Here is a 15,768-nt window from a genome sequence, read left to right as displayed (position 1 = left end):
TTACATGCCGCCAGCAAAGTTCTGCTGCAGGAACGCAGATTGCTGGTTCATTTTACTTATCGCTTTTTCCATTGCTCCGAACTCGCTCCAGTAGCGGTCTTCGATTTCCGTCAGCCGTCTCTGGAAGTCTTCCATTTCACCATTGATGTTCTCTATCTGACGTCCGAGCGTGAAATTGTTGCTAAGACTGGTAGGCTTCCCGGCTTTGGTTTCTATCTGTGAAGTCGCTCTCGAAATCGTCTCATCCAGCTTCCGGACGATGCCCTCTTGTCCGTTCTCACTGGACCCGGACAATAATTGCTTCACGGCGAGAGGGTCTTCCCTCAATGCTTCGCGCAGTTTATCCTCATCCACTTCAAGCTTTCCGCCGTCGAGATAGTTTGCGGTCGTGGAAATTCCGATTTCAGAGGCTTGCGAGTACTTGCCGCCGTTATCGATGGTCTCGTACCAGTTCTGTCTCATCGTCGACATGGCATTATTAAGAACGTTATCACTGCGGAGAAGTCCACTTTTCGCCTTTTCTTCCCACATCTCTATTTCGTTTTCTTCCATGTCACCTCTTTGCTCTTCGGTCAGCGGAGGATAATCACGGTATCGCTTCTCCTGGGTCTTTTCGTTAAGGTGGTCGATGATTCCGTTGTATTTATCGACGAATTCCATCACTTTGTCGAACGCTTCGTCCGGGTTATTGGTCACGTTTACTCGTGCCGGATTATCTACGTTTGTACTGTGGAACTGGAAGTTGAGGCCGTTCAGTTCGTATTCGTTGGCGTGCGATGTAATTTTCATTGCACCGTTGTAATTGAAAATTGCATCCTGACCATCTAGGGTAGCAGCATTTTCCGTCAACTTTAGATTATCCGTCAAAAATGCTTTATTCGTGCCGCCAAATTCGATTTCTGAACCAGCTGCGTTGAAGTTACCAGTTTCGGTGCGTTCCATCATCACCTGACCTGAGTTCTGATCATAAAAGGCACGGATACCGAGGTCAGAATCATTGATGTCGCCTAAAACATCGTTCAGTGAATCATCCGCATTGACGGTAAATTCTTTCATTGTCGCTGCTCCGTCTTCCCCATAGGTAGTCAGGGAAAAGGTCCCTTCATTAAGCGTACCGCCGAACGCGTCACTGAGTTTATCCGAAGCATCGATGTTGGCCGTACCATCTTGATTAGTAATGGGAACAGCATTTCCCTCGGAATCTGTGGATGTAACGTACCCGATCTCTGCAAGCTGCTCCACCTCGATATTATAATTCCCCTCACCAGCCGTAGGCGTGCCCGTCGCTGTAACGGCACCAGGGTTCGTCGAAGAGGTATCCTTCGAGGTGTATGTACGCTCAAGATTCATATCTAGCATCATATTTTCAAGCTCGGAGAATTTCGTATTAACCTCGCGATACGCATCGCGCTGATACGTCTTCCATTCGCGGTCCTGCTCCATTTTTTCAAGCGGCTTCTTCTCCACCCGCATCAGGTCACTGACAATTTTGTCAATGTCCATCCCTGAGGCGAGACCGCCGATTCTCATATCACTCATGAAATCACCTTCTTATATTTTATGATCGACCAGAAATCCAAGCTGCTCCGCCATCATGGCGTACATATCGAGCATTTTCTCAGGAGGTATTTCTTTGATCACTTCATCTGTATCTGCATCTACTACTTTAACATAGTACTCTTCCAGTTTTTCGTGCATTTCGAATTTCAGAGATGTGCGTACGGGTTCCAAAAATTCATTCATCCCCTCTACCGCATTCCTGATATTTTCCGGAGAATTCTCCTTTCCGATTTCAATCGTCCGGGCCTCATCTTCCGGTTTCTTCTGCACAGCTTTTGTGTTGGTATCTGTTTGTTTTTGGCTTTGCAGAAGTTGTGATTGGGTAAGCATCTGTTCAATCTTCACCGTCAACAACTCCTCAGTGTATTCGCTTTTTTATTATATCGGTTTTTTAAGGAGAATTTAAACACTCAAGTAGAGTATATTTTTAGAATAGGGGTAATAAGAACGTATGTTCTTAAAAAGGAGAGGTTACATGCAGGTGCTAACAGAGATCCAAAGAAATATGCTGATTGCAAGTATTATGGGAGACGGGGAGATAACGAAACTTTATCCTGGAAGCAGAAGAAAGAATAATAGTTACCGGGAACATTACGGAGTAGAACAAAAAGCGTACAGAGAATGGAAAGTCAGTTATTTCGATAAATTTTTATACCTTACTGAGAAAAGCAATACCGTCCGTTCTAAATCAGACCCTCTTTTCACAGAATGGTTTCCACAATTTTATGATAAGAATGGTCAAAAATATATTCCACTGTCCATGCTGACAAGTTGCACACTTCCTCACTTTCTAGCAGTTTTATATATGGATGATGGTTCTCTGTGCATAACAAAAAGAAAAAATGAGAGAAACAGGAGAATTTATCTCAGCCCCTCAATCAGTCTTTATCTCCAATGCTACAGTTATGAGGATCTAGACGCTTTACGAAAACATTGCTTTCATACGTTCGGAATTGAGTTATCATTTTCCAAAAGAAAGGATGGACTGAATTATATTTTAAAAACGACAACAGTAAAAGCAACACTGGCTTTTCTCAAGGTAATTCAAGAAGTTACACTTACTTGTCCTTCTATGTACTATAAAACCAATTGGTCCTACCGCTTTAAGAGGGAGAAAGGGGTTTTTGCTGAAAGTGAACCCAGCTACACAATTATTTCGAGTGACTCGGAACGACATAGAGATTATACAACCGAGGAAGTTAAGAAACTGATTCTTTTAAAACAAGAAGGAAAAACAATTAACGAAATTGCTAAGATTCTTAATCGATCATATTGGTCAGTGGTATATAAATGGAAACATATAAACGAAATCAACGATAATGAGAAAAACAATTCAAATTCAACAATACAAAAATAAAGGACCCCGTAAATGGGATCCTTTGAAAAAATTATTGTAGAAGTTGAAGAACTCCTTGTGGTCTTTGGTTGGCTTGCTTCGCCGCTATGTCTTTCGAGCATAGAATAGACTATATCTTCACCCTCGCATTTTGAGGGGCTGGGCACTTCGAACGGTTGTTACCGCCCTACGGATTTCATCACCTCACGCGGTGGTCTATCCTAGTCGTTGAACCTTCTCCATCCTTTCGGAACAGGAGCTTGGCTGCTGATCATCCAATCTCTTTTCTTTTTCGCCCGTCACGCTTACCGTTTCCGGTTACGTTGTGGAGAAAAGAGCTTCAGGAACTTCCAGCAATTCACCCAGTGGTCCTCTGAGCCGTTACCGGTTCAGACGCCCTGTCCAATCTTATTGTAGTAGCTGCAGTACTCCCTGCGGCCGCTGATTGGATTGAGCTAGCATCGATTGAGATGCCTGAGACAAAATAGAAGACTTCGTTTGGTTCATCATTTCTGCCGCCATCGTGCGGCCATCTGCTTTCACAAATGCCTAGACTATATCTTCACCCTTTTTTAGAAAAGGGGTCGGGCACTTCGGATCAATAGCACTGAACCAATGCTTATCTCACCTACGGATTTCATCACCTCGCACGGTGGTCTATCCTAGTCGTTGAACCTTCTCCATCCTTTCGGAACAGGAGCTTGGCTGCTGATTGCCCAATCTCTTCTTTTTTTGACCGTTACGTCTGTCGTTTCCGACTCCGCTGTGGCAAGAAAAGCTTCAGGGGTTTCCAGCAATTCACCCGATTGTAATCACTGACCGTTACCAGTCAGGACGACTGTGCTTCCGCTTAAGCGGCGAAAGCATAATCTACGTCACGGATACGAGATTCCGCTGCCGTTAGGTTTTCAGAAGATGTTCCAAGGTTGTTGATTGTGTGATCCAAACGGTTTTGAGTCGCCCCCAACTTTGAGCGTTCAGAAGAAACATCTTCTATGGCTTGGTTTATAGTACTAATAGCACTTTCTGCTCCTTCTCTACTAGTCAAATCAATATCTTGAACTCCTAAAGCTTCTGATGACATTGAATTAAGAGATAAATTAGTAGTCTGGTTTTCATTTGCCCCTATATGAAAACTTAACGAGTTTCCTGTAACTTCAACTTCAGTATCAGTAGCAGAATTTTTTAGGTCTCCATCAAAGTTTAATTCTAGCCCTCCAACACTTGTGACTCCAGTTGTATTATCAGTTATCGTTTTCGTTGCTACTGACGTGCCATCTTCAGCTTTGACCTCAAAAGTGGCATCTGCTTCCACAGAAAAAGAGAAGGTTCCGTCCGTGGCTTCGCCAGCTGCACTACCCGTAATGTCGAAATCACCTACACTAACTGCTGAAGAATCCCAATTTGAAATATCCAATGAAGCTTCATTACCTACTTCATTTCCTTCGTCATCTTTAATTATTACATCAGCAGTATCATTACCGGAATCAAAATTAGAAACTTCCATGGTATAATCTCCTAATGCTACATCACTGGATCCAGAATTAATAGCTATTCCAGATACATCCGTAACTGCTGAAGAATCAACATCTACAGAAGTAGAAGTCGTTGTAACTGAATAAGTTTCATTATTTAAGTTTGAATCAAAGACCTCTGCACTAGTTATACCTGTGTCTCCGCTATTAGTAATTTCAGCCCCTTTAGCAAAAGTCCCATCCATTAATGTTTTTTTGTTAAACTCTGTATCAGTTGAGATACGATTTATTTCACTTTTAAGTTGTTCTACCTCTTTTTGAATTTCAGTTCTATCTTCAGAAGTATTTGTATCGTTGGCAGATTGAACGGACAGTTCACGCATACGTTGCAAAATACTGTGAGATTCGTTCATAGCTCCCTCAGCAGTTTGAATCAAAGAGTTTGCATCCTGTGCGTTTTTCGTTGCTTGATCCAAACCACGAATCTGACCGCGCATCTTCTCAGAAATCGCAAGGCCGGCTGCATCATCTTTTGCACTATTGATACGAAGACCGGAAGATAGTTTCTCCATTGATTCCTGTTGAGCCTGGTTCGCCTGTCCCATTTGACGGTGCGTGTTCAGCGCCGCTATGTTGTGATTAATTCTCATTTTAATAATTCCTCCTTGAATTTTCGTTCCACGTCCTTGTGGAATCCTTTTAGTATAAACAAAACGTTGGCCAACGATTTTGTCCTTTACATTCATAATATCGGCCCTTATTTCCAAGTGTTAACTATAATATTAAAAAAACTGTACATTTTTTCATGTACAGTTAGTTATCGATATAAGGTCTAATTTGCTTTTGCATTTCTCTTCTCCACGCTTCGTAATGCGGCAGCACTTTCGTTTGGATTAACACTCGCTTTTCTTCGTTTATCTGTTTTTCAAACCATCGACTAAAGAGTGCCGTCACATCGCGGAAATCAGTCTGAAGATTTTCTATGTCTTCCTCCAAAACAGTTTGTAATTGTTCGTTTGCTGTGGCGATCTGTTCCATTGCAACGACAATATCCCGAAAGACTCTTTCCGTTTCCGGAGGAGCATTTTCCGAAATGCTTTCAGCTAAATATTCGAAGCCTTCACCAACAGCGTCTATGGTTGCGGAATAACTTTCAAGGAAGGTCTGATTTTCTTCGGTTATTGTCATTTACTCACCTTTTCCTTTCAATTGGTTCAAGACGTTCGCATTCAATCGAGAAGCACCTTTATTTTCTTTCTGTATTTCCTCATACACTTCCTGGCGGTGAATATCCACATACTCGGGCGCTTCAATACCGAGTTTGATCTGGCCGCCTTCAATCGCTACGATCTTCACTTCGATATCGTTACCGATCCTTACTGATTCTCCGACTTTTCTATTCAGTACGAGCATCGGTATCACCGCCTTCAGGGAATAGCGGACGGCGTACGTCATACGCTTCGTCATTCAAAATGACCTGTCTCGCTTTTCGTTTGTCTTTATGTATCACAATCGGCGCCTGGAGGTTGATCGTTGACGTGGTAAAAGGATCTTTAAGCGTTACGACGTTGTACACAATCACGTCTTCCTGCTTTTCAATCTCCAATTCTTCCTGCATATGGTCACTGATTTCAAATTCGTAGTTCTCTTCAATCATGTAAGGACTCGTTACCACCAGGGCGACTCCCTGTTCTTCCGTCGATTGCAGGGCAAAATAGACACCCTCCTCATCAATCGGGAATAACGCAAACCTTTTGTAATCCTCAAGGCCTGGCAATCCTTCTTTAAAGGTGATCACTTTTTCTTCTTCGATCGTTACCGTTCCAAAATAGACCGTTTCTATTTCCATCATTACACCTTCCAATCAATAGTGATGCTCGGTTCCTGAAGAAGCGAGATATTCACTTTCCCCGGCTGATACGAGTACTGCGGGTAGCGCGGGGTCACATTTATTTGAGGCTCTTTTTTCTGTATGTCGATTTCCGCTTCCCGTGCCGTGTAATCGATATTTACCAGCTCATGGACTGGAGTATTACCCATCTGATAATCAACCTCGAACCCGTAGTTCCTGGCGGCCTGGCTGGCAATCGGGTTGCCGCCGTTTTCGATGCGCATCAGTTCATCGCCTTCACGCGCACGACGGGCTATACCTTCAGTCGCTTTCTGTTCCCCCACTTGCGCTGTGATCCGGGAACGTTCGGCGGAAGAGTTCAGATGCAGGTTGCTGCGGGCTTTGCTTTGGTCGATACTGAGCTCACCCTCAGGCTGTCTGATCGATACATCCGCTTTCGGCTGACGTATCAAGACGTCCGCATTCTGTTGCTTGTAGGAGAGCTGTGCATTCCTCGTCTGAATGCCGACTCTCGCATCCGTCGTCGATATTTGTAGCCGCGGCATCTCCATGACTCTTCCACCTCCTCTCATAGTTATAAGAAAAAGCTACCTGTCACAAAGGCAGATAGCTTATCTCAAAAAGTCCATCAGTGTCGGTTGGATAATCCGCGCTCCGGCACTTAGTGCGGCACGGTGGATGCTTTCCTGTGTCTTCAGGTTGGTGATGACTTCTTCCATCTCCGCATCTTCGTTATCGGACATCATTTTCGTCGTGATTTCTTTCTGGACCGCAAGACGGTCTTCCACCATGTCACGACGGTTCATCCGTGCACCGAGATCTGCACGTTCGTCGATGACTTTGTTGACATGTCCATCCACTTCACTAAGAAAAGAATCCAATTCGCGAGGTTGGTCAATTTCTTTGCCTTCCAATGTGTCCGCCAGATCACCAAGCGTTTCGAACACATTCTTTTGAACTGTCCCATCTTCTTCAGTTTCTACATCGATATCACCGAAAACATTATTACCATTCACGTTTGATTTTACAGTGACACCTTTGGAAATCTCAATATTAACGGAGGATTCATCAGCGTCAAACGTCACTTCTCCATCCCCCCCCGTGCTAGCAGGAGCATTGGTCGTATCCGTCCCGTTGAACAGATATTTCCCGTTCACTTCTGTATTCGCAAGATCCTTCAAGTGATCAGAGATCTGCCGCACTTCTTTGGCGATACTCTCGCGCTCCTGGTCTCCCAGCGTATCAGATGAACCCTGAACTGTAAGTTCACGGACACGCTGAAGCGCCTTCGTCGATTCATCCAGCGCCGCATCAGACGAATCCATCCAGTTGTATACTTCGCCGATGTTCCGCTCGAACTGTTCGACTTTCGTAAGCTCCGAACGATAGTCGATCCCTTTCATCGCAACCACGGGATCGTCGGAGGGACGGCTGATTTTTTTACCTGTAGAGAACTGTTCCTGATATTTGCCCATACTTTCGTAACTCTTGCTCATGTTCCGGAGCATATTATTCGTAAGCATTCCCTGTGTTACACGCATTCCTCTCACCTACCTTCCGACGCGGCCCATCTGATTGATGACACGGTCGAGCATTTCGTCGATTGACGTAATATTCCTCGAAGACGCGTTGTACGCGTGCTGGAATTTGATCATGTTGGTCATTTCTTCGTCGAGCGATACCTGACTGACAGAGTTGCGTTGATTCTCTACAGAGTTCTGAAGCGTCTGGGTGTTCTCGCTCATACGTCTCGCTTCCTGCGTCTCGACGGCCATGCCGCCGATCATGCCTTCATAGAAGCTGTTGACGGTTGATCCTTCGCCGAGGAGGTCATCCACCCTTCCTTGAATGCCTGCGAGTTCCCGGGCATTCTCTCCGTCTCCAGCACTCTGTGACGCTGTTGCTGAGGCGGCGATGTTCGCTACGTCTTCCTGGATGGAGTCGATTACGCCAATTTCAGAAGCCATGCCACGATACACTCGATCTTCAGGATTACCATTCTTTGGAGCCTCTCCAACTGGGTAAGATGAATCGTAAGAAAAGAAGCCAATGTCCTGTGGTGTATCCCCATTTTCTATTTCATCCATGTCATCAAGGCTGGTGCCACTTTTATGAACAGCATTGAACTGATTCGCAAACGAAGAAGCGAGTTGATCCAAATCATCGAGCATCGATGCATAGCTTCCCTCTTGTTCATTTGTTCCCTCATGAACTCCCTTAATACCGAGAAAATCCGCTCCGTCCCCGTCTACATTAAGTTTCGCATCACGTCCGGTAGATTCTGAACGGACGACTAAGCGCTGCTGGCCATCCTGGTTCAGGATTTCTGCTTCCATGCCTTCGGTTCCATTAATCTTGTCTTTAATATCAGCAAGAGTGGAATCGGCACCTAGAGTAAATACGAGAGAGTCTCCAGTTTCAGTTTCCCCTTCATCGTTCTCGAACGTCCCCGATAGTGTCATATTTAAGCCATCCAGGTCTGCTCCTGTTGCTGGAAGAGCTTCAGAAACCGCATAAGCCGAATCACTCGGTGTATCTGTGACTGTACCGGCAAGATCGGCGAGTCCTTTCAGTTTGCCCGGGGTGGGAAAACCGTTGAAGTCGATTGTATGAGCTTCTCCTACTACTTCTCCGTCTTCAGATATCTGGTTGAGCTGGAGGTTATCAAAAGCGATACGGTTGCCTGAGTCCTGGTAATTGATGGACAGCTCATTCACCGATTCCTGCTCGCCGTCGACAAGGGCAGGCACCCCATCTATCGAATTCCCCTGCTCATCGGCAAGACGTACCGTCGCAATTCCGTCCGCAATCTCTTTCGAGGAAGAGGCACTCTGCTTGTATGACACATCGATGCTTACGATTTCCGACAGGTTATCAAGCAGACGATCGCGTTCATCGTACAGGTCGTTCGGCAACTGGCCGTGCGGTTCGATGTTGCCGATCTGCTGGTTGAGCTGATTGATCTGATTCAGCATCGAATTCGCGTCCTGTACGGTGACGTTCGCTTCCTGCTGCGCATCCTTCTGCAGCGTCTGCACCGATTCCGACAGGTAGTTGAACGTCTCCGCCACCGCTTTTCCTCGTTCTTTCACGACCGAGCGCGCCCCGGAGTCCTCCGGGTTCACCGCAAGATCCTGGAGAGACTGCCAGAAACGGTCCATCGTTTTCGCAAGTCCCTGGTCAGTCGGTTCGTTCATGATCTCTTCCATTTTACCGAGGCCGTTTTCAAGCGCATCGTAATACCCCGCCTTCGTCGCCTCGGAACGGAACTGATCGTCAAGGAACGCCTCGCGCACACGCTCGACGCTTCCTGCCTGAACGCCGCTCCCGATCTGCCCGGCCATTTCCGGGCGGTTCCGGGACGCAGGAGGGAAGGCCGCGGTCTGTTCCATATTGACACGCTGACGCGTATAGCCTTCGGTGTTGGCGTTGGAGATGTTATGCCCGGTTGTATAAAGCGCGGATTGCTGGGTGAACAATCCGCGTTTTGCTACTTCTAATCCATGAAATGTGGAAACCATAGTTATTCCTCTTTTCCTTACGCTCTCGAGTCGAAGACGGACCGTTTCGGTTTATCCGAGTCCTCTTCGCCGCCGTAATTCATATTCGACAGACTGGGCTGTAATAGATCAAGTGAAAGATTGATGAACTGCAGCGACTGCTGCGTAAGTTCAGCGTTGAGCCGCTCCTGGTTCTTGAGGTCGGCGAGCACGAGGATCATCGCTTCGTACTCGGCATTGAGTGCATCATACGATTCCCCTTCGAGTCGCTCCAGCATGTCACTCACCGTCGGGTCAGGATTCGTGATGCCCTGCTCCTCGTACCAGGCCGTGACGTTCGCCTGACGCACTCTTTCGACTTTTTCGACCGCCTGGATGTGCCTTCTCTCTTCCTGGCCGAGCTGCTGGAGCTTAGCGGTGTCGTTGTTCTTCAACGCTTCCGTCTTCTCCTTCGACGCATGCAAGAGACTTTTGTGCAGCTTCACGAGCCGCTTCATATCGGATATTATCGATTCGATCATAAAAGTGTTACTCCTTTATTTCTCACTCGGAGAAGAAATTGACCATTTTCCTGGCGGTGACGGAAGGATCCGGTTTGTACGTCCCGTTATCGACCTGGGCTTTCAATTCATCGATACGTTCACTGCGGGGAGTGGATACCTTTTCCGATTCCTGCATCGATTTGGCTTCTTTCGATATTTCAAGCTTATCCTGATTCGGATTCTGCTGGACTTGTTTCTGTTGGTGGACTTGTTTCTGATACGGATTCCAATTCGTCTGATTCGGTCCATTGATTTTCATCCGTGTCACCTCTTTTCTATAACATTCCGTACTGTGTTCCCCCTATTATATCGAACTTTGCGGGGGAAGGTTAAATAGTTACTATTTCTTATCTTTGTTGACCGAGTAATACGTCATGCTTTTTCTCATTGCCTGGTTTTCCCGTTCCTTCACGCGGCTGCCTAGTTCCTTATCACGCTCGTGTTGCCGGATTCCCTGGCTCATTTCATCCGAGCAGGAAGCGCACATTCGGCCTTCCTGGATGTGCGTACCGCAACGTTCACACTCATACGAAAGGCTCGGGAAGTTGGCCGGATGCAAACGTCTTTCCTTCACGAATTTACGGATCTGGTCTTCTTCCACTTCCGTCGCTTCTGAAATCTGTTCCACGGAAGCACTGCGATTTTCTCTATACCGCAAAAATTTGTACACGGTCTGAAAATCATCTTCTTCCTGCTTCCTGCAACCATCGCATACCGTCTGCGGGCCCTTCATGAACAGTTTACCACAGCGCGGACAATTTGCCGGTTCTGCCATATTCCTCACTCCTCGATTTATCTCTTTCCTTTATTATCGTCAGGAATGAAAGAGCGTTAAGCCTCTTACGGAAGTCGCGCCATTTTCTTTCAGCACCGCTGCCGCCTGCTTCATCGTCGTGCCTGTCGTGTAGATGTCGTCGATGAGCAGGATGTGTCCCTGGACTTTTGTCGTCGCATAGAAAGGGTTCGGTGCGTCGAGGCGCTCCCGCTTCGTTTTCTTCGACTGTTTTTCGGAGTGGGTACGGCCGAAACAGAGATGGGTTTTCTTCATTAAGAGACGCGAAATCGCCTCCGCCTGGTTGAAGCCGCGTTCGTCGAGGCGTTCCTCGCTGAGCGGAACCGGCACCCCTTTTCCCCGGACGAATGTCGGAAGGAAGGCGCTCATCGAAGTGAGGAGCTCGTAATCGCCGCGATACTTCCAGCGGGTGATCCACTCTTTAGCGAATTCATTATAATGAAGAAAAGAGGTATTCGAAAGTAATGGCGACTCTCTGTCACAGTCCGGGCATATCTTTTGGTAGCGCGGGTTGCAGCAGCGCGGACAGCCCTGGTCGATCTTTTCGAATCCATTGTGACAGTCCTCGCATAGACGGCTGTCGATAGCGGGCCTGAGCACGTTACTCCAGTCGGTCTTCGGGTGGATGGGCTGGAAACAATATATACATTTCATGGAGTGTATCCCCGTTTATTCATCCGTTTAATCGCATCGCGCGCTTCCACCATCGCATCGGTCTTCCCCTCCATGTAAAAACGCACGTCCCCGGTCGGGTCCTCCGCACTTCTCCCGGCGCGTCCGGCGATCTGCACGAGGGCCGCTTCGTCGAACACCTCGTGTCCAGCATCGATGACGTACACGTCCACCGATGGAAAAGTTACGCCGCGTTCGAGGATCGTCGTAGTGACGAGCGTTGGGATGTGCTGGCGGCGGAATTTTTCTATCAGTTCTTCCCGTTCCGGGGAATCGGAGTGCACGTACGGGATGTGGAGTTCTTCGGCGATTTCCTCAGCGCGGGTGATCGTCGGCGCGAACAGAAGCAATTGTCGATCGGTCTTTTCAATCGGCGGGAGTTTCGTCTTTATTTTGTGGAATAAATGGAAGGTCGGTACAGGCAGGGGGTGGCCGTGATAGCGGACAGGCACGAATACTTTCGGGAGACGCTTCTGTTTTTTTCGCGGGGTGGCGGTGAGGTAGATGATGGCGGCTGTAGTTGTAGCCGCCTGTACGCTCGCCCATTGCAATGATGCGTCTTTATGAAAAGGGAAGGCGTCCACTTCGTCGATGATCAGGACGTCGAAGGCCTGCTTGTAGCGGTAGAGCTGATGCGTCGTGCTGAGGACGATAGGCGTGTAGGTCGACTGCTTCGCATGCCCTCCATATAGCGCTGCGACCGGTACGTCCGGGAACGCTGCTTCGATCCGGGGTCGGAGTTCACGCACCACATCCGCTCGCGGGGTGGCGATGCAGACACGCTTCCCTTCGACGAGGGCCTGTTCGATGCCGGGGAAGATCATTTCCGTTTTGCCTGCACCGCAGACGGCATGGACCAACAGGGTGCCGCTCGTAGTGACAGTGCGGCTGATTTCGTCTGCTGCGAGTTGCTGATGGCGGGTGAGCGTGCCGGTCCAGCGCAGAGTTCCTGTCGCCGGGAGCTGGTGAGACGATGGCATTTCGTAGAGGGGTGCGCATGATGTGACGCGCCCCATCTGGATACAGTTGCGACAGTACAGGCATTTCTTCCTCTGGCATGAGGCGTGCGGGAATTTTGCGAGTTTATGCCTTTTCGTATTGCCGCACCGCTGGCATTGTCTTTTCAGGAAACCGGGGTGCTGCTTCAATAGGGATTTATCTATATAGGAAGGGATTTCTTCTTTCGTAAGCCATTGGCCGCTGAACATGGACGTCCTCCTCTGGGTTTATCTCAGATTTATTGGTGGTTATCTCAAAAAAATTCAGTTTATCTCAATTTCTCGTGCATTTATCTCAATTTCTCGTGCATTTATCTCAATTTTTTCTGATTTATCTCAAAAAGTATACTTTCTTCTTATTGGGTCCTTCCGATCGCACAGTATTTTTCTTCAAAATATGATGAACAGCCCGGGAATCCTGCATCTGCAGAAACCAGCGCGCCTGACGATTGGTGATCCGTTCCCCGAACAGCAGCCGGTAGTCTTCCAAAGTAGAAAGATGTGCCCGCTTTTCACGGGCGCCGCACACACAGTGCCAGACCGTGCGGACCCGTTGCATCGACAGACGACCGCAGTCCTTGCAGCGCACACCGGGGAGCACGTCCGCCGCATTCACGCCCATCCGTTTCAGTACATCCGTCTCTGCCGGGCAGTGAGCCTGAAGTAATTTTTTTCTTAAAAAGGTTTTATCTATGAGGGGGCTGTCGTACATAAGAGAGTCGATATAAAAGGGAATCATATCAGGACGAAGCACGTCCGGGGGAAGGTCGCCTGCGATACGGGCTTTCCGGTTGGCGGCGATGACGAGCGCTTCACACGGAAGTGAGGGGTCTCCGAGAAATTCCAGGAGCTGCATCCGCTGGCGCCGTGCCTGGAGGACCGGGTCCGGGAAAGTTTCCGTCTTCCCTTCCCACTCACGTAGGAGCTGTGCACGTGCTGTATCGAAAAGGAGGGTGCCGCGGTGATTTTTCACTTCCAGAATCGCAAGGAAATTTTCATGCACGATCAGACAGTCGATCTGGAAAAAGGATTCTATGGAGGGGAGCCGCAGTCCGTAGTAGATGTCGAAATCAGAGGGTAGAAGGGAAAGGGGGTAAGCGAGGGATTGTTCTCCCTGGAAGCCGGAAACCATACGGGAAATCATCTGGTCGACTTCATCTGAGAGCGGCATATGAGCGCGGGCGTGGAGGGCGCGCCATGCGTCAAGAAACGGAGGCTCGGGTGGTTTTACGATCACTCTTTGTACCACCCGAGTCCCATTGCTCCTTCGCCGAGATGCGTGCCTATGACCGGACCGAAATGGCTGATGGTGACGGTCACATTTTCGTAGCGTTTCTCGATTTCCTGCTTCCATGCCCGGGCTTCTGCAGGCCGGTTGGCGTGGATGACAGCGGCGTGGACCCTGGAGCCGTCCGCTGCCGCTTCGTCGAAGAGCTCGAGCGTCCGTTTACGCGCCTTTTTATAAGTGCGGATCTTTTCGAAAGGGACGATTTTCGTATCGACGAAATGCAGGATCGGTTTCACCTGAAGCATGCTGCCGATGAAGGCCTGCGAGCCGTTCAACCGTCCGCCACGGGCAAGATGCCTGAGGTCGTCGACGATGAAATAAGCGCTCATCGACTGCTTCATCTCCCCGAGACGTTTCATGATCTCTTCCGGAGGTTCCCCTCCCTGGGCGCAGCGGGACGCTTCGAGAGCATAGAACCCCTGCATCAGGCAGCTGATTTCCGAATCGAACAGATGAAGCCGGATTCCTTCGACCATATTCCCGGCGGAGTGCATCGCCTGGTAGGTACCGCTGATGCCACTGGAGAGAGTGATGGCTATGACGTCATCATAATTCTCCTTCAATTCCTCCAGCTTCTCCATCACCGCTCCGACAGAAGGCTGGGACGTCTTCGGCAACTCCTCCGTCTCCTTCACTTTTTCATAAAATTCTTCCGTCGTGATATCTATTTCCTCCCTGTACGTCTCCTCGCCGAAGATGACGTTCAGGGGCACCATATGTATATTCAAATCATTTCTCGCATGTTCCGGGATATAAGCAGTGCTGTCTGTGAGGACCACCGTTGTCATCGAATCTTCCTTCCTTGTTGAAAGCCTTTTCTACATTCTATCGTACTTGCTCGTATATTTCAGCTAAAATTCCTGAAGCGGACGTATTCTCTTTCGGACAGGGGGTATCCATCCATGGACATGAGACTTAAGCGTTGGAAAAGGAGCAGCAGATGTAACTGGGCTCCAGATAAAAAAGCCAGAACGGAAACCCTTCCGTTCTGAACTCTCTTTTTCCTTATAACACTTCGACCCAGCCGTTCTTGATAGCAGTCACAACCGCCTGGGTACGGTCGTTCACGTTCATCTTCGTCAAAATATTCGATACGTGGTTCTTGACGGTCTTCTCGCTGATGTAAAGGGACTCTGCCACCCCTTTGTTCGAATTCCCATCAGCCAGAAGCTGCAACACTTCGCACTCTCTGCGAGTAAGCAGATGTAAAGGCTTACGATACTCGACAGCCTTGTACGCGTAGCCGTCGTTCCCATCCGATAGTCTGCGGTATTCTTTCACCAGGTTGTGTGTCACGCGCGGATGAAGATAGGAACCGCCCTGGGATACGACCCGGATCGCTTCGATCAGGGATTCCGAATCCATTTCTTTCAGTAGATATCCTTGCGCCCCTGTTTTCAATGCATGCGTCACGTAGTTCTCGTCATCGTGGATGGAGAGGATGATCACTTTCAGATCCGGAAAGCGTTCCGTCACTTCCGCTGTCGCTTCCACACCGTTTTTCCCGGGCATATTGATGTCCATCAGTACAACGTCCGGTCCGTATTGCTCGATCAGCTCGAGAGCGACTTCTCCGTCATCACCTTCTGCGACGACTTCAAAACTGTCTTCGAATTCGAGGATCCGCCGTACGCCTTCACGAAATAATTTGTGGTCGTCGATAAGTAGAATTTTAGTCGTCATCGTTTCTCCTCCTGTGCTCTTGTCATGAAATGAGTCCTTTAATAAGACTATATTCCCGATTTTACAACT

The 15,768-nt window shown here is 48.3% G+C and carries 19 protein-coding genes; 1 reads left to right on the top strand and 18 read right to left on the bottom strand.

All coding sequences use genetic code 11. From position 1 onward, the window contains the following. Both BW944_RS05875 and flaG read right to left on the bottom strand, forming a co-directional pair. On the bottom strand, positions 1–1,539 hold the full coding sequence (locus tag BW944_RS05875; RefSeq protein WP_076557687.1) for a flagellar hook-associated protein 2: 1,539 nt from the start codon (positions 1,537–1,539) through the stop codon (positions 1–3). Positions 1,540–1,551: 12 nt separating this feature from the next. Then, positions 1,552–1,905, bottom strand: a complete 354-nt coding sequence (gene flaG, locus BW944_RS05870) for a flagellar protein FlaG (RefSeq protein ID WP_234983123.1) — start codon at positions 1,903–1,905, stop codon at positions 1,552–1,554. 130 nt (positions 1,906–2,035) lie between these two features. On the opposite strand from flaG, the gene BW944_RS05865 reads away from it, so the two are divergent. Continuing rightward, on the top strand, positions 2,036–2,917 hold the full coding sequence (locus BW944_RS05865) for a DNA endonuclease (RefSeq protein ID WP_234983122.1): 882 nt from the start codon (positions 2,036–2,038) through the stop codon (positions 2,915–2,917). A gap of 387 nt (positions 2,918–3,304) precedes the next feature. On the opposite strand, the gene BW944_RS05860 is transcribed toward BW944_RS05865, so the two are convergent. The 16 genes from BW944_RS05860 to BW944_RS05785 form a co-directional block, all read right to left on the bottom strand. After that, positions 3,305–3,406, bottom strand: coding sequence for a flagellin (locus BW944_RS05860; protein ID WP_407690079.1), 102 nt, complete (start codon positions 3,404–3,406; stop codon positions 3,305–3,307). A 340-nt stretch (positions 3,407–3,746) separates the two neighbouring features. Beyond that, positions 3,747–5,021: a flagellin N-terminal helical domain-containing protein gene (locus BW944_RS05855; RefSeq protein WP_076557682.1), complete on the bottom strand. Its 1,275-nt coding sequence runs from the start codon at positions 5,019–5,021 to the stop codon at positions 3,747–3,749. A 163-nt stretch (positions 5,022–5,184) separates the two neighbouring features. Beyond that, a complete protein-coding gene (locus BW944_RS05850; RefSeq protein WP_076557680.1) occupies positions 5,185–5,559 on the bottom strand; it encodes a DUF8042 domain-containing protein in 375 nt (124 codons plus the stop codon). Beyond that, positions 5,560–5,784 (bottom strand): carbon storage regulator CsrA, encoded by a 225-nt coding sequence (csrA, locus tag BW944_RS05845; protein ID WP_076557678.1) that lies wholly within the window; start codon positions 5,782–5,784, stop codon positions 5,560–5,562. After that, complete coding sequence (gene fliW, locus BW944_RS05840) at positions 5,768–6,220, bottom strand: flagellar assembly protein FliW (protein WP_076557676.1); 453 nt, start codon at positions 6,218–6,220, stop codon at positions 5,768–5,770. Before fliW ends, csrA begins: the two co-directional genes overlap by 17 nt. A gap of 2 nt (positions 6,221–6,222) precedes the next feature. Further along, the gene (locus BW944_RS05835; RefSeq protein ID WP_076557674.1) at positions 6,223–6,774 is read right to left on the bottom strand and encodes a DUF6470 family protein; all 552 of its coding nucleotides are present in this window, start codon (positions 6,772–6,774) and stop codon (positions 6,223–6,225) included. A gap of 60 nt (positions 6,775–6,834) precedes the next feature. Then, positions 6,835–7,764: a flagellar hook-associated protein FlgL gene (gene flgL / locus BW944_RS05830; protein WP_076557672.1), complete on the bottom strand. Its 930-nt coding sequence runs from the start codon at positions 7,762–7,764 to the stop codon at positions 6,835–6,837. A gap of 9 nt (positions 7,765–7,773) precedes the next feature. Further along, entirely contained in the window at positions 7,774–9,744 is a 1,971-nt protein-coding gene (flgK, locus tag BW944_RS05825) for a flagellar hook-associated protein FlgK (protein ID WP_076557670.1), read from the bottom strand. A 17-nt stretch (positions 9,745–9,761) separates the two neighbouring features. Beyond that, on the bottom strand, positions 9,762–10,244 hold the full coding sequence (locus tag BW944_RS05820) for a flagellar protein FlgN (RefSeq protein ID WP_076557668.1): 483 nt from the start codon (positions 10,242–10,244) through the stop codon (positions 9,762–9,764). Between the two features lie 22 nt (positions 10,245–10,266). Then, complete coding sequence (flgM, locus tag BW944_RS05815; RefSeq protein WP_076557666.1) at positions 10,267–10,524, bottom strand: flagellar biosynthesis anti-sigma factor FlgM; 258 nt, start codon at positions 10,522–10,524, stop codon at positions 10,267–10,269. An 81-nt stretch (positions 10,525–10,605) separates the two neighbouring features. Then, positions 10,606–11,040, bottom strand: a complete 435-nt coding sequence (locus BW944_RS05810; protein ID WP_076557664.1) for a TIGR03826 family flagellar region protein — start codon at positions 11,038–11,040, stop codon at positions 10,606–10,608. Positions 11,041–11,079: 39 nt separating this feature from the next. Further along, a complete protein-coding gene (locus tag BW944_RS05805; protein ID WP_084193646.1) occupies positions 11,080–11,712 on the bottom strand; it encodes a ComF family protein in 633 nt (210 codons plus the stop codon). Further along, positions 11,709–12,710 (bottom strand): helicase-related protein, encoded by a 1,002-nt coding sequence (locus tag BW944_RS05800; protein WP_234983126.1) that lies wholly within the window; start codon positions 12,708–12,710, stop codon positions 11,709–11,711. Before BW944_RS05800 ends, BW944_RS05805 begins: the two co-directional genes overlap by 4 nt. Positions 12,711–13,059: 349 nt before the next feature. After that, entirely contained in the window at positions 13,060–13,965 is a 906-nt protein-coding gene (locus BW944_RS05795) for a nuclease-related domain-containing protein (protein WP_076557658.1), read from the bottom strand. Next, a complete protein-coding gene (locus tag BW944_RS05790; protein ID WP_076557656.1) occupies positions 13,962–14,804 on the bottom strand; it encodes a DegV family protein in 843 nt (280 codons plus the stop codon). The genes BW944_RS05795 and BW944_RS05790 overlap by 4 nt, the downstream gene beginning before the upstream one ends. 217 nt (positions 14,805–15,021) lie before the next feature. After that, positions 15,022–15,699 (bottom strand): response regulator, encoded by a 678-nt coding sequence (locus tag BW944_RS05785; protein WP_076557654.1) that lies wholly within the window; start codon positions 15,697–15,699, stop codon positions 15,022–15,024. Positions 15,700–15,768: the final 69 nt, after the last annotated feature.

Origin of the sequence: Salimicrobium flavidum (assembly GCF_900156645.1) — a bacterium.
GTDB classification, from domain to species: domain Bacteria; phylum Bacillota; class Bacilli; order Bacillales; family Halobacillaceae; genus Salimicrobium; species Salimicrobium flavidum.
Note: the sequence above shows the minus strand (reverse complement) of the source record. Positions and strands in the feature narration are given on the sequence as shown.